Origin of the sequence: Streptomyces sp. NPDC093085, assembly GCF_040683935.1 — a bacterium.
In the GTDB taxonomy this organism is placed as follows: Bacteria; Actinomycetota; Actinomycetes; order Streptomycetales; family Streptomycetaceae; genus Streptomyces.
The window spans coordinates 134,207-155,795 of sequence record NZ_JBFBFB010000015.1 but is presented as its reverse complement, the minus strand read 5'-3'; the positions used below and the strand labels follow the sequence as shown (position 1 = coordinate 155,795).

The following is a 21,589-nucleotide window of genomic DNA, read 5'->3' as shown; positions in this document are numbered from 1 at the left end:
GGGCAGCAGCCCGAGCGCTGATCGCTGCTGCCCGCAGGCCCCCACCCTCACGCCAGAACGGAGACCCCGCCACCCATGCGCCGCCCCCTCGACCTGCGCCACGTGATCAGCCCCAGCCTGCGGGACCTGATCGAACTGGCCAACACCCACGACTTCGACCGCGTCAGCGAACAGGTTCGCGACCTGCGCGGCTGCACCAGCCCCGTCAACCTCCACGGCTGGACGGTCACCACCGACCAAGCCACCAAGGAAGTAGTCCGCTCCTACCGCTCCGAAGACGAACCCTCCGGACGCCTGCTGACCACCTGCGGCAACCGCCGCTCCTCCCGCTGCCCCGCCTGCTCCCACGTCTACGCCGCCGACACCTACCACCTCATCAAGGCCGGACTGTCCGGCGGCAAGAACGTCGCCGAAACCGTCCGCGACCACCCCCGTGCCTTCGTCACCCTCACCGCCCCCTCCTTCGGCCCCGTCCACAACCGCAAGACCGACCACGCGGGCAAGGCCCGCTCCTGCGGCTGCGGCGCCCACCACGCCGAGGACGACCCGGCGTTGGGCACCCCACTCGACCCGGCCTCGTACGACTACACCGGCGCCGTGCTCTGGAACGCCCACGCCGGACAGCTCTGGGCACGCTTCACCACCTACCTCCGCCGCGCCCTGGCCGAGCACCTCGACATGACGCAGAAGGCCCTCAACGGCGCCCTGCGCGTCTCCTTCGCCAAGGTCGCCGAGTACCAGAAACGCGGCCTGGTCCACTTCCACGCCGTCATCCGCTTCGACGGACCCGACGGCCACACCGCCGAGCCCCCGCCCTGGGCCACCTTCGACGCCCTGAGCACTGCTGTGGGCCTGGCCGTCGAGCGCGCCCGCCTCACCGTCGAGTCCGACGCCATCGGCGAACGCGTCATCGCCTGGGGCCGCCGGTTCAAGGTCGACCCCATCACCGCCCTGGGCGACGGCGAACTCACCGACGCCCGCGTTGCCGAGTACACAGACGCCAAGGTCGCCGGATACGTCGCCAAGTACGCCACCAAGAACGCCGAAGGCACCGGCACCGTAGACCGCACCCTCATGTGCCGCCCATGCACTGGACGCGGCTACGTACGCGGCCCGGACGGCTTCCACGACCGGTGCACCGACTGCGACGGCACCGGACAGGCCGAACCCATCGCGGCCCTGCCCATCCAGCAGCACGTGCGGCAGATGATCCGCACCGCCTGGGCTCTGGGCCACCTGCCGGAATTCGCCGAACTCAAGCTCTGGAAGTGGGCTCACATGCTCGGCTTCCGCGGCCACTTCTCCACCAAGTCCCGCGCCTACTCCACCACCCTCAGCGCACTCCGCGACGTACGCCGCGCCTGGCGCCTCGCCCAGGCCGAAGCCGCCCGCGCCCGCGCCGGCCTCCCCACCACCGACGAGAACACCACCCTCGTCACCGCCTCCTCCTGGAGCTACCTCAGCAGTGGCTACCGCCCCGGTGAGGAACTTCTCGCCGCTCAGGTCCGCCACGACATAGCCCACACCGCACGCCTCAAGCACGAAGGGTTGGTGCCCGCATGACGACCGCCGTGCTCACCGTGGACCAGGTCGCCGAGCGTCTCGGCATCAGCCGCTGGAAGGTCCACGACCTGATCCGCTCTCGCGAACTCGTCTCCTTCAAGATCGGCCGCTGCCGCCGTATCAGCGAATCCGCCGTGCACGCCTACATATCCCTCCAGACCGAACAGGAAGCCGCCTGATGGCCGCCAAGCCGAAGAAGAACCCGAACAACGAGGGCACCATCTACGAGCGCAAGGACGGCCGTTGGGAGGGTAGCGCATACGTCCTGACGACCGACGGCACGTACAAGCGGCGCAGCGTCTACGGCAAGACCTGGGACGAGGCTCACGAGAAGCTGACCAAGCTCAAGGCCGACTCCCTCAACGGCCTCCCGGTCGCCACCAGCAAGATGACGATCGCCGAGTACCTGGCGTACTGGCTGACGAATGTCGCCAAGGGCAAGGTCCGCAGGACGACCTACGTCAACTACGAATCCCTCGTCCGCAACTACGTCACCACGGAGTTCGGCAAGAAGAAGCTGGTCCGGCTCACCGCCCGCGATATCCGCGCCTTCCTCGCGAAGACGGCGGTCACCTGCCAGTGCTGCGCGCAGGGCAAGGACAGGAAGCGGCCGGAGCACAAGCGGCGCTGCTGCGCCCTCCGGAAGTGCTGCAAGAAACTCCCGTCTGACCGGACCGTGCGCTTCCTGCTGGTGATCCTGCGCGCCGCTCTCCAGCACGCCGTACGCGAAGACGAGTTGCCCCGCAACGTGGCCCGGAACGTGGAGCTGAGCATGGGAACCAAGCGCGAGATCGAGCCGCTCACCGCAAAGGAGGGGCGTCAGCTCCTGACGGCGGCCAGGGACAACAGGCTGTGGGCCGCGTACGAACTGGCGGTCCGCATCGGCCTCCGGCGCGGTGAGCTGCTGGGACTGCGCTGGTCGGACGTGGACCTTCACGAAGGCGTCCTCACCGTTCGGCAGGCCCTACAGCGCGTCGGCGGTGAGCTGCTGATCGTCGCGCCGAAGACTCAGCGCTCGGCCCGTCGCGTGGCCCTGCCCGCCGAGTGCGTCACGGCGCTCCGCGCCCAGCGTGCCCAGCAGATCGCCGACCGGAAGGGTGCGGGGGACAACTGGAAGGGCACGGGTCATGGCCTCGTCTTCACCACCAAGAACGGGACCCCCATCGAGCCGCGCAACCTGAACCGCTCCTTCGAGGTGCTGAGCGTCCGCGCCGGCGTCCGCAAGGTCCGCTTTCATGACCTACGCCACACCTGCGCCTCGCTCCTCCATGAACAGGGCGCCGACGCTCGCATGATCATGGAAGTCCTCGGCCACAGCTCGATCCGCGTGACCATGGACATCTACACCTTCGTCCGGCTCGACTCCCAGCGCTCCGCCTTCGATCGCGTCGGCGACGCGCTGAGGGGTGACGGCAACGATCCGGACGACGATGACGGCGCGGCCGGTGTCCCGGTAGCCGTCTGATCGGCCTCCGAATCCGGTTGCCGTCAAACACTGCCGTCAAGGCATAAAGCAGAGGCCCTGTGGATCACTCCACAGGGCCTCTGACGTGCTGTGCACTCGGCAGGATTCGAACCTGCAACCTTCTGATCCGTAGTCAGATGCTCTATCCGTTAAGCTACGAGTGCTTGGCGTTCCGGGCTTTTCTGCCTGGTCGGCGTTGCGGGAACAACATTACATGACCTGCGGCGTCAGGTGAAATCCATTGGCCGCACCCCTTCTGAGCTGCGTAAACAGCGGTCGGAGCGGGGAAGGGGGCAGGAAGCGCCGAAGCCCCGGCCTGGGAGAGGGCGGGGCTTCGGCGGGTGGGCGGAGGCGGAGGGATTTGAACCCTCGATGGGCTTTAAGACCCAAACCGCATTAGCAGTGCGGCGCCATAGACCGGACTAGGCGACGCCTCCAGCGCTCCGTGTCGCGCGGGCGCGAAACGTTGCGAGCCGATGATGACACAGCCAGGTGGGCTGCCACCAATCGCTCCTCACGGTACTAGGCGGGCGGGGTGCCGGGCAAAGGACATAGCGGAGGACAGAGCGGGGGACAGAGCGGGGGGCATGGCCGAGGACAGAGTGGGCGCAACGGTACGGGCTCGGGCGCGTTAGGCAGGGGGCCGGGGCGTCGGGTCCCGGGGGTGGCCGGGTGTACGGCCGCTCGGGTGCCCGGGGGTTCCGGGCCGTTGTCAGGAGTCTCATGTCGTCTCGGAGTCCGCGCCGCCCGTGCCTTCGTCCGCGTCCGCGTCTGCGTCCGCCTCTGCGTCTGGGGCTGGCCGGGGCCGCCGTGGCTGCCGTTCTGGTCGGTGCGCCTGCCACCGCGGCCCCGCTCGCGCCCGTACCCCTGCCTCTTGGGGAGGAGGTATGGCCTCAGGAGCACCAGGAAGCGCCGGGTGATCAGCTCAGCGTCACCGTGGCCGACTCCGGGGTCGCGGGGGCGGACGGTACGTACCGGCTGACCTGCCGGCCCGTCGGCGGGACGCATCAGCAGGCGCGTGCCGCCTGTGACCGGCTGGCGGAGCTCGCCGCCGGGGCGCGGGATCCCTTCGCGCCGGTCGGCCGGGACACCCTGTGCACCCTCCAGTACGGCGGCCCCGCCACCGCCCGGGTGCGCGGGACCTGGCAGGGGCGGTCCGTCGACGCCGCCTTCGACCGGAAGAACGGATGTGAGATCTCCCGCTGGCGGACTCTGGAGCCTGTGCTGCCGCACGCCGCCGGGTAGGGAGAAGGGGTGGGGTGGGGAGGGGCGGGAAGGGGGAAGCGGGGAGAGGTAGCACTCATCGCCGCCGCCGGGGGGCTCCCAGCCCTTAGACTCCCATCAGTGACAGGCCGGGAGCCGAGAGGCAAGATGGGTCCGGCCGTCCGCAAGGTGCAGTGGTTCAGGGAGGAAGCGTCGTCGTGAGCAGCAGGCCATCCCGAGGCGCTGCTCGCCTCGCGGCGATACTCGACGCACTCCCCGACGGTCTGGTGCTCGTCAACGCCAACGGCACCATCGTCAACGCCAACACCATCGCCCTGGAGATGTTCGAGGCCCCGGGCACCGCGCTCGTCGGCCGGGGGCTGCTCGACCTGCTGCCCGAGTTCGATTCGAAGTTGATCCCCGGCTCGATGCGCCGCCCGGCCTCCGCCGACGCCCGCGGCCGTACGAAGCCCACCCGGATGATGGCGCGGCGTACGGACGCCGGCTCGTTCCCCGCCGAGGTGACCAGCGCGAGCCTGGAGGACGGCCGGGACGCGTACAACGACTCGCACAGCTACACCGGCGACGAGCTGCTGATGCTCGTCGTACGGGACCTGTCGGGGACCATGGACACCGAGGCCGAGCTGGCGCGCTCGCAGCGGCAGACCGAGATGATCCTGCGGGCCGCCTCCGAAGGCGTCGTCGGTACGGACACCGAAGGGCGGGTCGTCCTCGTCAACCCGGCCGCCGCGCAGATCCTCGGCCACCGCGCCAGCGACCTCGGCGGCCAGGAGCTCCACCCGCTGATCCTGCACTCCCGCGCGGACGGCGAACCGTTCCCGTACGAGGAGTCGCCGCTCGCCGACACCCTGCGCTCCGGCCGCAAGCACCGGGTGCGCGGGCAGGTGCTCTGGGCCAAGGGCGGCAAGAAGGTGCCGGTCGACCTGACGACGGCCCCGGTGCGCGACGGCGATCAGCTCGTCGGCGCCGTGATGACCTTCACCGACCGGCGCCCGTACGACGAACTCACCGAGCAGCACGCCGCCGAGCTCGCCGCCGCCGAGGAGCGCCGCGCCGCCGAGGTGGCGGAGAGCGAGGAGCGCCGCGTCGCCGAGGTGACCGAGAGCGAGGAGCGGCGTACCGCCGAGGTGACCGGGACGACCGACCGGCTCACCGCCGAACTCACCGCCGCCGAGGAGCGGCACGCGGCGGAGCTGGCCGACCGCAGCGACCGGTACGCGGCCGAGATCGAGGAGCTGACGGAGCGGTACGGGGATGTCGCGGGCCGGCATACGCAGCTCACCGCCGTGCTCGGCGAGGCGCTGCGCGGGCCGCTGGAGGAGCTGCGCGGCGAGCTGACCACCCTCGCCGCCGACCCGGCCGGACACCTCTGGCCCGAGGCCAACCAGATCCTGCACCATCTCGCCGCCGGGTACGCCCGGATGACGACGCTGGTCGACAACGTCCTCGGCTACCAGCGCCTCGACGCCGGTGCGGAGCAGCTCACCCGGGCGAAGACCCTGCTCGACGGGGTGGTGGCGGCCGGGGTCGAGGGCGCGGTGGAGCTGATCGGGCCCGGCCGGGCGCAGTTCGCGGTGCACGCGCCGCCGATCGAGGCCGAGGTGGACGGCGTACGGCTGGCGACGGCGCTCGCGCATCTGGTCGCCGACGTGGCCGGGGTCGACTCCACGGGACGTACGAAGGCGGTCGCGAACGGCGGCGGGTACGTCGACTCGACGATCGTGGTGGCCGCCGCGCAGCGCGGGGATGTCGTACGGATCGAGGTGCGCGGTCCTTTCGCGGGGGGCGACCCGGTGCACGAGCCGATCGTGCGCGGGATCGTCCGGGCGCACGGCGGGGTGCTCCAGACACACGAGGTGCCGGGGACGAACGGCAGCGCGTACGTGCTGGAGCTGCCGCTCGGCGAGGGCTCGGGCGCGGTGCCGTCCCCGGCGGCCGCGCCGCAGTTGGAGCAGGGTCCGGGGGCCGGAGCGGGATCGGGGGCGGGGTCGGCCCCGGAGCAGGGTCCTGTGACCTCGGGCGGGGGGCGGCGGCGGGCCCGGCGGGCCACGACCGACGCGTTCCTGGAGTCCCCCGTGGAGGAGACGGGCGGAGCGGCGGAGCAGCGGCAACAGGCGGAGCAGCAGCAGGCGGAGGGCGCGCGTGCGGCTGCTTCCGGGCCCGCGGCCGCGGCTGCTTCCGCGGCTGCTTCCGGGCACGCGCTCGCGCCCGCGCCTGCTCCGGCGCCTACGGGGCGGCGGCGTGCTCGGGCCATTGAGGCGGGACCTGCGGGCGCTGCCGCCCCTGGGGGAGACGTTGCCGGGGGTGTTGGTGCTCCTGGTGAACCCGGTGGGGTCGGTGGTGCCGGTGGTGACGGTGGGACCGACGGAGTCGGCGGTACGGGTGGAGCCGGTGGTACGGGCGGTGGGGGTACGGGGCGGAGGCGCGGGCGGCCCAGCCCGGCCGAGGACGTACCGCCGGGTGCCGGGAACGCCGTAGCGCCGCCCGGTGGCGTGCCCTCCGAGGGCGCGGTCGTCACGGCCTCCGAGGGGGCGCGTCCGACCGGGCTGCCGGCGCTCGGGCAGGCGGTACCGCCGCAGGGCGTGCCCGTCGAGCCGGGCACGGGGCGGCGCGCGCGCCACAGCGGGCCGCAGAGGGCGCTTCCCGCGCTCCCCTCCGGGCCGACGGGCCCCGCTCAGGCGCCCGCGCCCGCACCGGTGCCTCCCGCGCCCGTTCCGGCGGCTGCGGCTGTTCCTGCTCCGACTCCTACTCCTGCTCCTGCTCCTGCTCCTGCTCCCACTGCGGCGGCCCCCGTGGCCCCTCCTGTCCTGCCTGCCGCTCCGGCCTCTCCTGTCGCTCCTTCCTCCCGTGTCGCACCCGCCTCTCCGGTCGCTCCGGTCGCCCCCGTCCCGTTGGGCGCGGCGGGGGCCGGGGGGCCCGCCGCGTCCGCGCAGCCGGTGGCGGCCCAGCAGAACCCGGGGCGCCGGGCGCGCCGGGCGCTCGCGCCCGCGCAGGACCGGCGCGTACCGCCGCCGGGCGAGGCCGGGAACGACGCCCGTGACGCCTTCGCGCTGCCCCCCGCCGACGCCGACCGCCGGATGCCCCCGCCCATGAGCGAGGTGCCCGGGGGCGTGGCCGGACCGGTCCGGGGCGGGGGCGCCCCGGGGCAGCACGACGCCGTACGGACGGCGCCGGACGAGGACCACACCCCGCCGCAGCCGCACCCCCTCCCCGCGACGGCCCGGCGCCGGGCCCAGCCGGGACCCGTCCCGGGGCCGGTCCCCGGGCCCATCCCGGCCCCCGCTCCCGCGCCCGCCGCCGAGTCGGCCGCCGCCCCGGACCCCGACGGCTGGGGCAGCCCCGTACCCGCCGCCCCCGTCAGCGCGTTCCCGCGCCAGAACACGGGCCGGCAGGCCGGGGCGACCAACGGGCAGGGGGGGGAGACGACCTCCGGCTTCGGGTTCATGGCGCCTCCGCCGGGGTGGCCCGACGAGTCCGCCCCCGCCGAGCCCCCGGCGCAGGCCCAGCCGCCTGCCCCCGCCGCCCCGGCGCCCCAGCCCGTACCGCCTCAGGCCCCCGTGCCCGTCCCGGCGCAGGTTCCCGCGCAGGCGGCGCCCGCGCCCGCTGCCTCCGTCGCCGCTTCGGAGCCGTCGGCCGAGTCCTCCGTACCGCACCCCCGGCGCGGTGCGCACCAGCCGCTGCCGCCCGCGCAGCCGCTGCCCGAGGAGGCGCCGATGGCACAGGCGCCCGCCCTGCCGGCGGACTCCACCCAGGGGCGCGCCTTCAATGTGCGCACGCTCGGCCAGGGCGTGCCGTTCGCCCAGCAACTCCCCCAGCAGGGACAGCAGCAGCCCCAGCAGCCCCAGCCCGGGCAGCCGGCCGCGTCCCCGCCCTCCGGGCGCCGCCGCAAGCTCGGCACCCCGCCCACCGGCACCGAGCACCCGGACCTGACCGCCACCGGCGCCGCGCCCCAGCTCCCCCAGCAACCCCGGCAGCCCCAGCCGCAACCGCAGCCCCCGCGTCACCCCGGGCAGCAGCCCCAGCACCAGACCATGGGGCGCCTCGCCACCGGCCAGGTCCCCGCCGGCGCCACCCAGGGCGGCGGCCTGCGCCTCCCGGCCGCCCCGGCGGCGGGGCGCTCGTACGCGATCGGCGCGCCCGACGAGGGCGCCGAGGGCCCCGAGCCGCTGGACGGCCCCGGCGGCGCGGTCGAGGTGACCAACCGCCCGCAGCCGCAGCCCGTCGACGACGAACTCCCCCCGGAGCCGCTGGACAACCCGCGCCGGCTGCTGGTCTGGCCCGCGCCCGACGTGCAGACGCAGCAGGCGCTGAGCGACCGTGGCTACCGGCCGGTCGTCGTGCACTCCCGCGAGGAGGTCGCCGCCCAGATCGCCGCCTTCCCCGCCGCCCTCTTCGTCGACCCGCTGACCGGCCCCATCACCCGTACCGCCCTCCAGTCGCTGCGCCAGGCCGCCGTCGCCGCCGAGGTGCCCGTCCTGGTGACGGCGGGTCTCGGCCAGGCGACCCGGGAGGCCGCGTACGGCGCCGACCCGGCCGTCCTCCTCAAGGCCCTCGCCCCGCGCGACAGCGAGCAGCACCCCTCGCGCGTCCTGGTGATCGAGGAGCACGAGGAGATCGCGCTGGCCCTGACGGAGACGCTGGAGCGGCGCGGCCTCCAGGTGGCGCGGGCCGCCAACGACAACGACGCCGTCAACCTCGCCGCCCAGATGCGGCCGAACCTGGTGGTCATGGACCTGATGCAGGTACGGCGGCGGCGTGCCGGCATCATCGACTGGCTGCGCGCGAACGGCCAGTTGAACCGGACCCCGCTGGTCATATACACCTCGGCCGGTATCAACCAGGCGGAGCTGCCCCGGCTCGCCTCCGGCGAGACCGTCCTCTTCCTCGCGGAGCGCTCCACGAGTACCGAGGTCCAGGACCGCATCGTCGACCTCCTCGCCAAGATCGGCACCAACTGACCGGAGCCACCCGCTACAGCTTCGTCACCTCCAGTTCGCCGTCCGCGTACCGCTTGCGGATCACCTTCTTGTCGAACTTCCCGACGCTCGTCTTCGGCACCTCCTCCACCAGCGCCCACCGCTCCGGCAACTGCCACTTCGCCACTCTCGCCGCGAGGAACTCGCGCAGTTCCGGGTAGCCGACGCTCGCGCCCTCCTTGAGGACGACCGTCGCGAGCGGCCGCTCGCCCCACCTCTCGTCCGGTACGGCGACGACCGCGGCCTCCGCCACATCCGGGTGCGCCATCAGCCCGTTCTCCAGCTCCAGGCTGGAGATCCACTCGCCGCCCGATTTGATGACGTCCTTCACGCGGTCGGTGAGCGTGAGATAGCCGTCGGGGCCGATGAACCCGACATCGCCGGTGCGCAGCCAGCCGTCCGGGCTGAACTTGTCCTCCGGCCGGAGCGGTTGGCCGTCCGCGCCCCCGTAGTAGGCCGCCGCGATCCAGGGGCCGCGTACCTCCAGTTCACCGGCGGAGGCGCCGTCCCAGGGCTGGAATCCGCCGCCGGGCGCCGCGATCCGCGCCTCCACGCCGGCCGGGAAGCGGCCCTGGGAGAGCCGGTAGGGCCACTCCTCCTCGGCGGTGAGCCCGGCGGGCGGGTGGGCCATCGTGCCGAGCGGGGAGGTCTCCGTCATGCCCCAGGCTTGGCAGAGCCGTACGCCGAGCTTGTCGTACGCCTCCATCAGCGACGGCGGGCAGGCGGAGCCGCCGATGGTGACGGTGGCCAGGGAACTCAGGTCGCGCGGGCGGGCGGTGACCTCGGCCAGGAGGCCCTGCCAGATGGTGGGGACGGCGGCGGCGTGGGTGGGCCGCTCGCGTTCGATCATCTCGGCGAGCGGCCCGGGCTGGAGAAAGCGGTCGGGCATCAGCATGTTGATACCGGTCATAAAGGTCGCATGGGGCAGACCCCATGCATTCACATGGAATTGGGGCACGACCACCAGGGTGGTGTCCCGGTCCGTCAGCCCCATCGACTCGGCCATGTTGACCTGCATCGAGTGCAGATAGAGGGAGCGGTGCGAGAAGACGACGCCCTTGGGATCGCCGGTGGTGCCGGAGGTGTAGCACATCGCGGCCGCCGACCGTTCGTCCAGCTCGGGCCAGGCGAAGTCGCCGAAGGAGGTGGGACGGCCGGCGATCAGCTCCTCGTAGTCGTGCACCCGCACGGGCGCGCCGGCCGCCGTGCGCGCGGCCACGGCGGCGTCCAGCGCCGCGCGGTCGCCGGGGCCCGCCAGGACGACGTGTTCGACGGTGGGCAGGTGCGGGAGGAGCGGGGCGAGCAGCGGCAGGAGGGAGCCGTTGGCGATGATCACGCGGTCGGCGGCGTGGTTGACGATCCAGACGAGCTGCTCGGGCGGGAGGCGGAGGTTGAGCGTGTGCAGCACCGCGCCCATGGCCGGGATCGCGAAGTACGCCTCCACATGGAAGGAGTTGTTCCACATGAGCGTCGCGATCCGCTCGTCGCCGGTGACGCCGAGCTCGTCGCGGAGGGCGCCCGCGAGCTGGACGGCGCGCCCGCCGGCCTCGGCGAAGGTGCGGCGCTGTGGCTCGCTCTCCCCGGTCCAGGTGGTCACGTGCGAGGCCGCGTGGATGGTCATCCCGTGGCCCAGGATGCGGGTCACGGTCAGTGGGGCGTCCTGCATGGTGCTCAGCACGGCTCGTCCTCCCGGTGGGCGTGGCATCGCGGTCACGTCGCGGTCCGTCGCGACGCGGTCTCGCCGCACAGATTCTGCGTGCATACCGCGTGGTATGTCACTACCCGTGCGACCCCCGCTTACCCGGGGTTCCCAGACGATCAGGGAAGACTCGGGGAAACGACGGAGGGCGTCTCAGGGACCGGCCCTAGGGGAAGGAGGGGCGGGTGGGGGTCAGCGGCCGGGGGAGAGTTCCGGGTCCTCCCGGAGTTTGCCGAGCGCGCGGGAGACGGCGCTCTTGACCGTGCCGACCGAGACCCCGAGGACCTCGGCGGTCTGGGCCTCGCTGAGGTCCTCGTAGTACCTCAGGACGACCATGGCCCGCTGGCGGTCGGGGAGTCTCAGCACCGCGCGCCACATCGCGTCGTGCAGCACCTGGCGTTCGGCGGGGTCGGGCTCCGGCGTGCCGGACGGCTCGGGCAGCTCCTCGCAGGCGAACTCGTCGACCTTGCGCTTGCGCCACTGCGAGGTGCGGGTGTTCACCAGGGCCCGGCGGACATAGCCGTCCAGGGCGCGGTGGTCCTCGATCCGGTCCCAGGCGACGTAGGTCTTGGTGAGCGCCGTCTGGAGCAGGTCCTCCGCGTCGGAGGGGTTGGCGGTCAGGGAGCGCGCGGTCCGCAGCAGCACGGGCCCCCGCGCCCGTACGTACGACGAGAAGGAGGCGTAGGGGCGGTGCGCCGGGGGCGCCGCGTGGGCCGGGGGCGCCGCGTGGGGTGTGTGGGGCGTGTGGGCGGCGTACGGCGGGTGGTTGGCGTACGGCGCCTGGGCGGCGTACGGCGGGCGCTGCGCGGCCGGCTTGGCGGCCGGCTGGGCAGGGGGCCGGGTGATCGGCTGAGCCGTCGGCTTGGCGGCTGTGGAAGCGCTCGGGCAGACAGTCGTGGTCATGGCTCCACGCTAGAAGTGGGGCGTGTCCAGGGGATCGGCCCCAGGTCCCGAAGGCGTCTCCCCCTCAGGGTGTAGGGAGGGGAGGGGCTCCACCTCCTGAAGGTGGAGAGAAGCGTGCGCGAACGGTAGGGGACGCCCCTGGGGGCCGTACCCCCGCCGTACGACCGCCCCCGTCTCCGGCGCCGGACATACCGCTGCGCGACGGTGCCGGAGCACCGCCGCGCAGCGAGCATTCACCCCTCAGTCACGCCCCCCGTCGGGCCGCGTCACCACCAGAGGCCGTGGAAGTTCACCGCGATGTTGTGGTTCGACTGGTCGATCGAGGTGAAGCCCGAGCCCACCACACTCGCGGTGTTGTTCTGGTTGGACGCCCCGGCCCCCGTCGCCACCTGCTGCGTGGTCGTCGAGTTGCCGAAGTTGTGACCGCCCACCCCGCTGCCGCTGAGCGACGCCGCGCTGGCGTTCGACCCATTGTTGGAGAGAGCGCCGTTGTCGGCCGAGGCGACCCCGGTGAAGAGCGCGGCGGCCAGGGGCAGCGCGGCGACAGCGGCGAAGGCACGGGCGGTACGGAAGCTTGCCATGTCATTTCCTCCAGGAACCAGAAGTACGGCGGGAAGTGCTTGTCGAACCGGGGCAGTTGGCCGACCCCCCGGTCGTGGTGGCGACGTCGCGACCTCAGAATTGCCCAGCGAATCCCCCCGGAACCACCCCGGAGGACCCGATTCCCTCGCAAGCGTGATGACAAGTCGCTAAACCCGCAATGCGCCCCCAAAGCCCCGTACCGCCAAGCCGGTTCGCGACCGGCTCCGGCGCCCGCCCGCCGGAGCCCCCGCGCCGCAAGAGGTGAAGCGTTTCTCCACCCGCTCAGGACCGGTCGCGGAGGGGACGAAATCGGGGGCCCGGGCATGCGCCGGGGACGGCTCGAACCGCCCTCCCCCTTCCTTTCTTCGAACACTTGTACGAACATGGAGCCATGGCCACCACCGTCCGGCACACCGCAACCCTGGCCCTCGCACACGCCCTGTCCGCCGCCGAGCGCGGGCTCCCCGTCTTCCCGCTCTCCCCCACCAAGCTCCCCGCGGTGCGCTCACCGCACCGGGACGAGCCCGGGCCCGTCACCTGCCACGGCGCGTGCGGGCGCCCCGGCCACGGCGTGCACGACGCCACCACCGACCCGGCGGAGGTGCGCGCGCTCTTCGCCGCCGCGCCCTGGGCCACCGGTTACGGGATCGCCTGCGGCCGGGCGCCGCACCACCTGATCGGCATCGACCTCGACGTCGCCCCGGGACCGCACCCCCACGGCCAGCACGACTCCGGCCAGCACGACTCCGGCCCGTACGACTCCGGCCCGTACGACTCCGGGGCCGCGCTCCGGCAGCTCGCCTTCCAGCATCTCTTCACGCTGCCGGAGACCGTGGTCGTGCTGACGCCCAGCGGGGGCCGGCACATCTGGCTGACCGGTCCTTCGAACGTCGTGGTGCCCAACTCCGCGGGCCGCCTCGCGCCCGGTATCGAGGTGCGCGGCGCCGGCGGCTATCTCGTGGGCCCCGGCTCGGTCACCGCGCGCGGCGCCTACCGGCTCGCTGCGGGCGCGGAGGGACGCCCGCCCGCCCCCTGCCCGCGCGCCCTGCTCCGGCTGCTCACACCGCCGCCCGGGCCCCGTCACGCCCAGGAGGCGCCCACGCGCGGTCACGGGCTGGTGCGGTTCGTGCTCGCCGCCCACGAGGGGCAGCGCAACACCCGGCTGTTCTGGGCCGCTTGCCGGGCGTACGAGCACGGCTTCGGCGACGCGCTCACCCGCGACCTGGTCGAAGCGGCCGTACGGACCGGCCTGCCCGAGCACGAGGCGCGCGCCACGATCGCCTCGGCGGCCCGCCTCACCACCCGCCCCTGAGGCGGCGCACAAGAGCGCGGGGCAGGACGGACCCCGGCGGCCGGGCCGGGTTCGCGAAATGAAGAATGGAATTCGTACATCCATACGGCAGTGCCAGGGGTCTTCTTCCCGGATCCCTTTCGCGAACCCGGAGTGTTTCCTTGATAACCAGCCACCCGCGCGTGCGCAGGTCCGCCGTGATCGCCGTCAGCGCCGGCACCCTGCTCTCCGTCGTCGCCCTGGCCGCGCCCGCGCAGGCGGCCGCCGCGCCCACCGTCACCGCCAAGGGCGCGTTCCTGCTCAACAATGCGTCGAGCGCCACCGTCTACAGCAAGGCCGCCGACACCCGGCGCCAGATGGCCAGCACGACCAAGATCATGACGGCCGCCGTGGTCCTCAGCACCAAGAACGTCGATCTCAACCGCAAGGTGACCGTCAAGCAGGCGTACCGCGACTACGTCACCAAGCAGGGCGCGAGCACCGCCGACCTCCGTACCGGTGACAAGGTCACCGTCCGCCAGCTCCTGTACGGGACGATGCTGCCCTCGGGGTGCGACGCGGCGTACGCCCTCGCGGACACGTACGGTACGGGTTCCACCAACGCGGCCCGTACGAAGTCGTTCATCGCCAAGATGAACGCGAAGGCCAAGGAACTGAAGCTCACCAACACCAGGTTCGACTCGTTCGACGGCATATCGGGCGGCGGAAACAACTACACGACACCGCGCGACCTGGCGAAGCTCGCGCAGTACGCCATGAAGAACGGTGCTTTCCGGGCGGTCGTCAAGGCCACCTCGTACAAGAGCACCGCGCCCACCAGCAACGGCGGGACACGTACGTACACCTGGTACAACACCAACAAGCTGCTCGGCTCCTACCAGGGCGCCATCGGCATCAAGACCGGCACCGGCACCGCCGCAGGACCCTGCCTGGTCTTCGCCGCGACGCGCGGCGGCAAGACGCTCGTGGGTGTCGTCCTGAACGGTTCCGACCGCTACAAGGACGCGGGCAAGATGCTCGACCACGGCTTCGGCTCCTCGTCCGCGAAGACGATGAAGCTGCGCTCGCTCCCGGCGGACGCCCAGCGCGACTGACCGGCCCCGGCCCGCGCGGCCGGCGGACAGGACGCGGGGACACGCGGACATGACGCGGGGGACGGCCGCACCAGCCCGGTGCAACCGTCCCCCACGGCGTGTGCCCTGCCGCTACGCCCAGGTGATCAGGCGCTTCGGCTGCTCCAGGATCTCCCCCACGTCGGCGAGGAACATCGAGCCCAGCGCGCCGTCGATCAGCCGGTGGTCGAAGGAGAGCGCCAGGGTGGTGACCTGACGCGGCTTGACCTTGCCCTTGTGGACCCAGGGCTGCGGCTTGATCGAACCGACCGCCAGGATCGCGGACTCGCCCGGGTTCAGGATCGGCGTCCCCGTGTCGACGCCGAAGACGCCGACATTGGTGATGGTCACGGTGCCGCCCTGCATCGCCGCCGGGGTCGTCCTGCCCTCCCGGGCGGTGGTGATCAGCTCGCCCAGCGCCCTGGCGAGCTGCGGCAACGTCTTGTCCTGCGCGTCCTTGATGTTCGGGACGATCAGACCGCGCGGGGTCGCCGCCGCGATGCCCAGGTTCACGTAGTGCTTGAGGACGATCTCCTGGTTGGCCTCGTCCCACGCCGCGTTGACGTCGGGGTGACGCTTGAGGGCGATCAGAAGCGCCTTGGCCACCAGGAGGAGCGGACTGATCCGCACACCCTCCATCTCCTTGTCGGCCTTGAGCTCCTCGATCAGCTTCATGGTGCGTGTCACGTCGACGGTCAGGAACTCCGTGACATGCGGCGCGGTGAAGGCGCTGCCCACCATGGCGGCGGCCGTGGCCTTCCGTACGCCCTTGACGGGGATACGGGTCTCCCGGGCCCCGGGAGCGGCCTGCACGGCCGGTGCGGGCGCCTCGGGGGTACGCGGCTCCTCGGCGACCGAAGGGGCCGGGCCCGGGGCGACGGCGGGGGCGGGGGCGAGCGCCGCGTGGACGTCCTCGCGGGTGATGATCCCGTCCGGGCCCGACGGCGTCACCGTCGCCAGGTCCACCCCCAGGTCCTTGGCCAGCTTCCGTACGGGCGGCTTGGCCAGCGGGCGCGCGGGCCCGCCGAGCGCCGTACCGCCGTGGCCGTTCAGCTGTCCGGGCACGGAAGGCACGGGCACGGAGGGCACGGAGGGCACCGACACCGTCGGCGGCACGACGGGCGGGACGGGCGCCGGGGCCACCGGCGGCGGCGTGACGGCCGCGGGAGCCGGTGCGGGGGCCCCGGGGGCCACCGGAGCCGCCGGGGCGGCGGAGCGGCGCGGACGGCGCTTCGTGGGCGCCTCCGCGACCCCGTACCCGACGAGCACCGGCGTACGGCCGCCGCTCGGGGCCTCGGGAGCGGGCGCGGAGGACGGCGCGGCGGCGGACGCGGGGGCGGGCGACGGTGCCTCGCCGCTCCCCGGCGCCACGTCCACCGTGATGATCGGCACGCCGACATCGACCGTGGTGCCCTCGGCGAAGCGCAGCTCGTGCACCACCCCGTCGTACGGAATGGGCAGTTCCACGGCCGCCTTCGCCGTCTCCACCTCGCAGACGACCTGGCCGTCCGTGACGGTGTCGCCCGGCCGTACGTGCCACGTGAGGATCTCCGCCTCCGTGAGCCCCTCGCCCACGTCGGGCATCTTGAACTCCCGGTACCGGGCGGAGATGTCAGCAGTCATGGTCACGGCACTCCTCAGTACGCGAGCGAGCGGTCGACGGCGTCGAGCACCCGGTCCAGACCCGGCAGGTACTCGTCCTCCAGCCGGGCCGGCGGGTACGGGGCGTGGTAGCCGCCGACCCGCAGCACGGGGGCCTCCAGGTGGTAGAAGCACCGCTCGGTGATCCGGGCGGCGATCTCCGCGCCCGTGCCGAGGAAGACCGGCGCCTCGTGCACCACGACCAGCCGGCGCGTCTTCTCCACCGAGGTCTGGATCGTGTCGAAGTCGATCGGGGACATCGACCGGAGGTCCACGACCTCCAGCGACGTGCCCTCCTCGGCGGCGGCGCCCGCCGCCTCCAGGCAGACCTTCACCATGGGGCCGTACGCCACCAGGGTGAGGTCGGTGCCCTCCTTGGCGACGCGTGCGCCATGGAGGGGGCCCGGGATGGCCTCCGGGTTGACGTCACCCTTGTCCCAGTAGCGGCGCTTGGGCTCGAAGAAGATCACCGGGTCGTCGCTCTGGATGGCCTGCTGCATCATCCAGTACGCGTCCGACGCGGTGGACGGCGAGACGATCTTCAACCCCGCGACATGCCCGAAGAGCGCCTCCGGCGACTCGCTGTGGTGCTCGACGGCGCCGATGCCGCCGCCGTACGGGATCCGCACCACGACCGGCAGCTTGATCTTGCCGAGCGCGCGGGCGTGCATCTTGGCGAGCTGGGTGACGATCTGGTCGTACGCCGGGAAGACGAACCCGTCGAACTGGATCTCCACCACCGGCCGGTAACCGCGCAGCGCCAGCCCGACGGCGGTGCCGACGATGCCGGACTCGGCGAGCGGGGTGTCGATGACCCGGCTCTCGCCGAAGTCCTTCTGGAGGCCGTCGGTGACCCGGAAGACGCCGCCGAGCTTGCCGACGTCCTCCCCCATGACGAGGACCTTGGGGTCGGTTTCGAGCGCCTTGCGGAGCGACTCGTTGATCGCCTTCGCGATCGGGAGCTTCTGTACGGCGTCCATGATCAGTTGCCCCCCTCGAAGGAGCCCGTTCCGGCCCCGGTGTCCGCGAACGACGCCTGGTACGCGGCGAACTGCGCGCGCTCCTCGTCGACGAGGGCGTTCCCGTCCGCGTAGACATGGTCGAAGATCGCCATGGGGTCCGGCTGCGGCATCCCCCGTACCCCGTCGCGGACCCGCTTCCCGAGGGTCTCGCTCTCCTCGTCCAGCTCCGTGAAGAACGCCGCGTCCGCGTGGCCGTCGCGCTCCAGCAGCCGGCGCAGCCGCAGGATCGGGTCCTTGGCCTGCCAGGCCTCCGTCTCCTCGGCCGCGCGGTACTTCGTCGGGTCGTCGGAGGTGGTGTGCGCGCCCATCCGGTACGTGAACGCCTCGACCAGCATCGGGCCCTCGCCCCTGCGCACCCGCTCCAGGGCGGCGCGGGTCACGGCGAGGCAGGCGAGGACGTCGTTGCCGTCGACCCGGACACCGGGGAAGCCGTACCCCTGCGCGCGCTGGTAGATGGGCACCCTGCTCTGCCGCTCGGTGGGCTCGGAGATCGCCCACTGGTTGTTCTGGCAGAAGAAGACGACCGGGGCGTTGTAGACCGCGGAGAAGGTGAACGATTCGGCGACGTCGCCCTGGCTGGAGGCGCCGTCCCCGAAGTACGCCAGTACGGCCGAGTCCGCGCCGTCCTTGGCGACACCCATGGCGTACCCCGTGGCATGCAGGGTCTGCGAACCAATGACGATCGTGTAGAGGTGGAAGTTGTTCGCGTTGGGGTCCCAGCCGCCGTGGTTGACGCCGCGGAACATGCCCAGCAGGTTGATCGGGTCCACCCCGCGGCACCAGGCGACGCCGTGCTCGCGGTAGGTCGGGAAGACGTAGTCGTCGTCGCGGAGCGCCCGCGCCGAGCCGATCTGCGCGGCCTCCTGGCCGAGCAGGGAGGCCCAGAGCCCCAGCTCGCCCTGGCGCTGGAGGGCGGTGGCCTCGGCGTCGAAGCGGCGGGTCAGGACCATGTCGCGGTAGAGCCCGCGCAGGGTCTCGGGGGTGATGTCGGAGATGAGGTCCGAGTACTCGGGGTGGTCCAGGCGCTCGCCCTCGGGGCTGAGCAGTTGGATGAGCTGCGGCTCGGCGCCCGTACCGGAGGCGGAGGCCGAACCGGAACCGGTCCTGGTCCCCTTCGGTTTCGCCGCCGTCTTCTTCGCCGCCGTCTTTTTCGCGCTCGCGCGCTTGGTACCGGTACCGCTGCTCCGTCGCGGTGTGCGAGCGGCAGTGCTTTCCACGGTCACGTGCGTGCTCCTCCGTCTTTCCGGCCCCCGGGATCCGCCGGGAACCAGTGCGGCTCGTCTGTCACCGCCCGCACGCACGGGGGTGGGTGCGACCAGGTCGGGACAGACGTGACAGGTGCCCCGGCGAGTGCCCTGTCACAGGCACGTTACCCAGTAGGAAGCATTACCGCGAAACCCCATCTGACCTGCAATTTTGCTTGGATTTCCAAGTAAATCGGCAAAGTCTGGAACAACCACTGGTCACAGCCTCGCAGGGCGCCGGAACAACGGCACGTTATCCCGCCGGCCCACGGCAGGGAAGGGGTGAATGTGTGAGACTGAATTCTGTGCAAGAAGAAGGAAAAATCACAGTATTCCTGCTTGATGACCATGAGGTGGTCCGCCGGGGAGTCTTCGAACTCCTCTCGGTCGAGGACGACATCGAGGTGGTCGGCGAGGCGGGCACCGCGGCCGACGCGATCGCCCGGATCCCGGCGACCCGTCCGGACGTGGCGCTCCTCGACGTACGGCTCCCCGACGGAAGCGGCGTGGAGGTCTGCCGGGAGGTCAGATCGCGGGACGAGTCCGTCAAATGCCTGATGCTCACGTCGTTCGCGGACGACGAGGCGCTCTTCGACGCGATCATGGCGGGGGCCTCGGGTTATGTGCTGAAGGCGATCAGGGGAAGCGAACTGCTGACGGCCGTACGGGACGTGGCGGCGGGGCGCTCGCTGCTCGACCCGGTGGCGACCGCGCGGGTGCTGGAGCGGCTCCGTACGGGCAACGCCCCCAAGGGCGACGACCGGCTGGCCGGCCTCACCGACCAGGAGCGCCGGATCCTCGATCTGATCGGCGAGGGGATGACCAACCGGGCGATCGGGGAGCGGCTGCACCTCGCCGAGAAGACGATCAAGAACTATGTCTCCAGCCTGCTCTCCAAGCTGGGGATGGAGCGCCGCTCCCAGGCGGCGGCGTACGTGGCGCGGCTCCAGGCCGAGAAGCGCTGACGCCGCTGGTGGCGCTGACGCCGCCGTGGTGCCACCGACGCCGCGGGTGGCGCTGGTGGCGTTGACGCCGGCACCGGCTGTACCGCGGCACGCCGGGTCCTAATCGGGACCAACGTCCCGGGGTTCAGGGGCCGCCTCCTCTGTCGGCGGTGGCCCCGCGTGACGGAGAGTGGACTCCATGTCCACCGAGGAAATCCGCGCCATCGACCTGCTCACCCGCGTGCCGTACGGGCGCGTGGCGACGAGCATGCGGGCCATGCCGTTCGTGGCCCCCGCCCGCCATGTGGTGTCGGGGGGCGCGGTGCTGCTCCAGATGCACGCGGGGCACGGATACCACCAGGCGTGCGGCGGGGGCGTGGTGGCGTACGGCGCGGACAACTACGGCAGTGACGCGGAGGACATCTGGTCGGTGCAGTTCACCGGGACGGCCGAGTTGATCGAGCCGACCCCCTCGGAAATCGAAATGTTTGGCGCCGGACCTCACCATGTGGACGGTGAACCGTTCGACCCGGTGTATATGCGGCTTACACCCCAGTTCGTAACCGTACACACGCTCGACCGAGGCGATGAGCGACCAGGTCAACACGTAGCGTGTTCTAACATCTGACAAGTGCCGCGCTCATATGAACTCGCTGTGCCTGCCGCGACCGCCGTCATCCCCCGGCCCGCCGCTCGTGCCAGCCACATCGCTCCGCCCGTTACCGCCCCCGGCTCCACTCCGGCCCACGCGCCCGCGCCCGCGCCGGTCTCCGCCCCCCGCATCGCCCCGCACGCCCCGGCCCCGCCCGTACGGCTGCTGCTGCGGCGCTACCGGAACGCGGGCGAGCCGTTATCGTGCGAGCCCGTCGCCCAGGGCCTGCTCAACCACAGCTACCGGCTCCGCACCACCCGCGGCGCGTACTTCCTCAAGCACCACCTCGACGGCGACCCCGCCGCCATCGTCCACCAGCACCACGCCACCCAGCGGCTCCAGCGGCTCGGGGTCCCCGTGGCACCCCCGGTCGAGAGCGCGAGCGGGGAGACCGTCGCCGTCATCGGCGGAAGCTGCTACGCGCTCCACCCCTGGATCGAGGGCAGCCACCGCCACGGCACCCAGCTCAGCGCCCGCGCCTCCCGCCGCCTGGGCGCGCTGCTCGGGAAGGTCCACACCTGCCTGGGGTGGGTGCTGGAGCCGGGCCCGGGGGCGCTCGCGCAGGTCACCCATGTCAGCCCGGACCCCGCGGAGACCTTCGCGCTCATCGACGACCTGCTCGCCCTCGCCCGCGACCGGGCCCGCCCCGACCCCTTCGACCTGCTCGCCGAGCACCGGCTGGTGGAGCGGAGGGCGCTGCTGGAGCGCCACGCGCACCGCCGCCCGAGGCCCGGCACCGAGCCCGCCACCGGGTGGGTGCACGGCGACTTCCATCCGCTGAACCTGCTCTACCGGGGCGCCGAGCCGGCCGCGATCATCGACTGGGACCGGCTCGGCCTCCAGCCGCGCGCCGAGGAGGCGGTCCGGGCCGCCGCGATCTTCTTCGTCCGCCCGACGGGCGAGCTGGACCTGGCGAAGGTACGGGCGTACGCGCGGGCCTACCGCGAGGCGGCCGGAGCGGACCCCTGGGAGCTGGCGGCGGCGGTCCACCGGGTCTGGTGGGAGCGGCTCAACGACTTCTGGATACTGCGCTGGCGCTACCAGCTCGACGACCGGAGGGCCGACCCGCTGTTCTCGGCGGTGTCGGCCCTCGCGGTGTGGTGGACGCGGGAGTACGAGGCGGTCTGCGAGGCGTTCACGGAGTGACCGGGGCGAGTCCCCGGACCGGGACGGACCGCCGGACCGGGGCGGACCGCCGGACCGGGGCGGACCGGACCGGGGCGGACCGGACCGGGGTGGACCGGACCGGGGTGCTCCGCTTCGAGCCCCCG

General features: G+C 72.5%; 16 protein-coding genes and 2 tRNA genes. 10 read left to right on the top strand and 8 right to left on the bottom strand.

Annotated features, from left to right (window positions below; genetic code table 11):
- Window positions 1-75: 75 nt before the first annotated feature.
- The 3 genes from AB0O07_RS30915 to AB0O07_RS30905 are packed head-to-tail and all read left to right on the top strand — an operon-like array spanning window position 76 to window position 3,028.
- Window positions 76-1,563 (top strand): replication initiator, encoded by a 1,488-nt coding sequence (locus tag AB0O07_RS30915; RefSeq protein WP_365639517.1) that lies wholly within the window; start codon window positions 76-78, stop codon window positions 1,561-1,563.
- The gene (locus tag AB0O07_RS30910) at window positions 1,560-1,742 is read left to right on the top strand and encodes a helix-turn-helix domain-containing protein (protein ID WP_365639515.1); all 183 of its coding nucleotides are present in this window, start codon (window positions 1,560-1,562) and stop codon (window positions 1,740-1,742) included. The genes AB0O07_RS30915 and AB0O07_RS30910 overlap by 4 nt, the downstream gene beginning before the upstream one ends.
- Complete coding sequence (locus AB0O07_RS30905) at window positions 1,742-3,028, top strand: tyrosine-type recombinase/integrase (protein WP_365639512.1); 1,287 nt, start codon at window positions 1,742-1,744, stop codon at window positions 3,026-3,028. Before AB0O07_RS30910 ends, AB0O07_RS30905 begins: the two co-directional genes overlap by 1 nt.
- 91 nt (window positions 3,029-3,119) lie before the next feature.
- Here the strand turns inward: AB0O07_RS30905 and AB0O07_RS30900 are convergent.
- Together AB0O07_RS30900 and AB0O07_RS30895 are read right to left on the bottom strand one after the other, a co-directional pair.
- Window positions 3,120-3,192 (bottom strand) — tRNA-Arg (locus AB0O07_RS30900).
- A 182-nt stretch (window positions 3,193-3,374) separates the two neighbouring features.
- Window positions 3,375-3,465 (bottom strand) — tRNA-Ser (locus AB0O07_RS30895).
- Between the two features lie 373 nt (window positions 3,466-3,838).
- On the opposite strand from AB0O07_RS30895, the gene AB0O07_RS30890 reads away from it, so the two are divergent.
- Window positions 3,839-4,273 (top strand): SSI family serine proteinase inhibitor, encoded by a 435-nt coding sequence (locus AB0O07_RS30890; protein ID WP_365639510.1) that lies wholly within the window; start codon window positions 3,839-3,841, stop codon window positions 4,271-4,273.
- A 176-nt stretch (window positions 4,274-4,449) separates the two neighbouring features.
- Window positions 4,450-9,210, top strand: a complete 4,761-nt coding sequence (locus tag AB0O07_RS30885) for a PAS domain-containing protein (protein WP_365639507.1) — start codon at window positions 4,450-4,452, stop codon at window positions 9,208-9,210.
- A gap of 13 nt (window positions 9,211-9,223) precedes the next feature.
- Here the strand turns inward: AB0O07_RS30885 and AB0O07_RS30880 are convergent, their stop codons facing one another.
- The 3 genes from AB0O07_RS30880 to AB0O07_RS30870 all read right to left on the bottom strand — a co-directional run bounded on the left by AB0O07_RS30880 (window position 9,224) and on the right by AB0O07_RS30870 (window position 12,411).
- On the bottom strand, window positions 9,224-10,906 hold the full coding sequence (locus AB0O07_RS30880; RefSeq protein ID WP_365639504.1) for a long-chain fatty acid--CoA ligase: 1,683 nt from the start codon (window positions 10,904-10,906) through the stop codon (window positions 9,224-9,226).
- Window positions 10,907-11,119: 213 nt separating this feature from the next.
- A complete protein-coding gene (locus AB0O07_RS30875; RefSeq protein WP_365639647.1) occupies window positions 11,120-11,773 on the bottom strand; it encodes a SigE family RNA polymerase sigma factor in 654 nt (217 codons plus the stop codon).
- A gap of 323 nt (window positions 11,774-12,096) precedes the next feature.
- Window positions 12,097-12,411, bottom strand: coding sequence for a hypothetical protein (locus AB0O07_RS30870; RefSeq protein ID WP_365639502.1), 315 nt, complete (start codon window positions 12,409-12,411; stop codon window positions 12,097-12,099).
- Between the two features lie 392 nt (window positions 12,412-12,803).
- Here AB0O07_RS30870 and AB0O07_RS30865 point away from each other — a divergent pair, with 392 nt between their 5' ends.
- Entirely contained in the window at window positions 12,804-13,724 is a 921-nt protein-coding gene (locus tag AB0O07_RS30865; protein ID WP_365639499.1) for a bifunctional DNA primase/polymerase, read from the top strand.
- Between the two features lie 161 nt (window positions 13,725-13,885).
- On the top strand, window positions 13,886-14,797 hold the full coding sequence (locus AB0O07_RS30860; RefSeq protein ID WP_365639496.1) for a serine hydrolase: 912 nt from the start codon (window positions 13,886-13,888) through the stop codon (window positions 14,795-14,797).
- Window positions 14,798-14,908: 111 nt separating this feature from the next.
- On the opposite strand, the gene AB0O07_RS30855 is transcribed toward AB0O07_RS30860, so the two are convergent.
- The 3 genes from AB0O07_RS30855 to pdhA are packed head-to-tail and all read right to left on the bottom strand — an operon-like array spanning window position 14,909 to window position 18,701.
- On the bottom strand, window positions 14,909-16,438 hold the full coding sequence (locus tag AB0O07_RS30855; RefSeq protein ID WP_365639493.1) for a dihydrolipoamide acetyltransferase family protein: 1,530 nt from the start codon (window positions 16,436-16,438) through the stop codon (window positions 14,909-14,911).
- 14 nt (window positions 16,439-16,452) lie between these two features.
- Window positions 16,453-17,436: an alpha-ketoacid dehydrogenase subunit beta gene (locus AB0O07_RS30850; RefSeq protein WP_365639490.1), complete on the bottom strand. Its 984-nt coding sequence runs from the start codon at window positions 17,434-17,436 to the stop codon at window positions 16,453-16,455.
- Window positions 17,437-17,438: 2 nt separating this feature from the next.
- Complete coding sequence (gene pdhA / locus AB0O07_RS30845; RefSeq protein WP_365639489.1) at window positions 17,439-18,701, bottom strand: pyruvate dehydrogenase (acetyl-transferring) E1 component subunit alpha; 1,263 nt, start codon at window positions 18,699-18,701, stop codon at window positions 17,439-17,441.
- Window positions 18,702-19,027: 326 nt separating this feature from the next.
- On the opposite strand from pdhA, the gene AB0O07_RS30840 reads away from it, so the two are divergent.
- From AB0O07_RS30840 to AB0O07_RS30830, 3 genes are all read left to right on the top strand, one after another.
- The gene (locus tag AB0O07_RS30840; protein WP_365639645.1) at window positions 19,028-19,687 is read left to right on the top strand and encodes a response regulator transcription factor; all 660 of its coding nucleotides are present in this window, start codon (window positions 19,028-19,030) and stop codon (window positions 19,685-19,687) included.
- A gap of 178 nt (window positions 19,688-19,865) precedes the next feature.
- Window positions 19,866-20,294, top strand: a complete 429-nt coding sequence (locus AB0O07_RS30835) for a pyridoxamine 5'-phosphate oxidase family protein (RefSeq protein ID WP_365639486.1) — start codon at window positions 19,866-19,868, stop codon at window positions 20,292-20,294.
- 189 nt (window positions 20,295-20,483) lie between these two features.
- The gene (locus AB0O07_RS30830) at window positions 20,484-21,464 is read left to right on the top strand and encodes a phosphotransferase (protein ID WP_365639643.1); all 981 of its coding nucleotides are present in this window, start codon (window positions 20,484-20,486) and stop codon (window positions 21,462-21,464) included.
- Window positions 21,465-21,589: the final 125 nt, after the last annotated feature.

What these genes read in the sequence shown, in the direction of transcription:
- AB0O07_RS30915 (WP_365639517.1), top strand. Translation starts at nt 76, where the DNA reads ATGCGCCGCCCCCTCGACCTGCGCCACGTGATCAGCCCCAGCCTGCGG.
- AB0O07_RS30910 (WP_365639515.1), top strand. Translation starts at nt 1,560, where the DNA reads ATGACGACCGCCGTGCTCACCGTGGACCAGGTCGCCGAGCGTCTCGGC.
- AB0O07_RS30905 (WP_365639512.1), top strand. Translation starts at nt 1,742, where the DNA reads ATGGCCGCCAAGCCGAAGAAGAACCCGAACAACGAGGGCACCATCTAC.
- AB0O07_RS30870 (WP_365639502.1), bottom strand. Translation starts at nt 12,411, where the DNA reads ATGGCAAGCTTCCGTACCGCCCGTGCCTTCGCCGCTGTCGCCGCGCTG.
- AB0O07_RS30865 (WP_365639499.1), top strand. Translation starts at nt 12,804, where the DNA reads ATGGCCACCACCGTCCGGCACACCGCAACCCTGGCCCTCGCACACGCC.
- AB0O07_RS30855 (WP_365639493.1), bottom strand. Translation starts at nt 16,438, where the DNA reads ATGACTGCTGACATCTCCGCCCGGTACCGGGAGTTCAAGATGCCCGAC.
- AB0O07_RS30850 (WP_365639490.1), bottom strand. Translation starts at nt 17,436, where the DNA reads ATGGACGCCGTACAGAAGCTCCCGATCGCGAAGGCGATCAACGAGTCG.
- AB0O07_RS30835 (WP_365639486.1), top strand. Translation starts at nt 19,866, where the DNA reads ATGTCCACCGAGGAAATCCGCGCCATCGACCTGCTCACCCGCGTGCCG.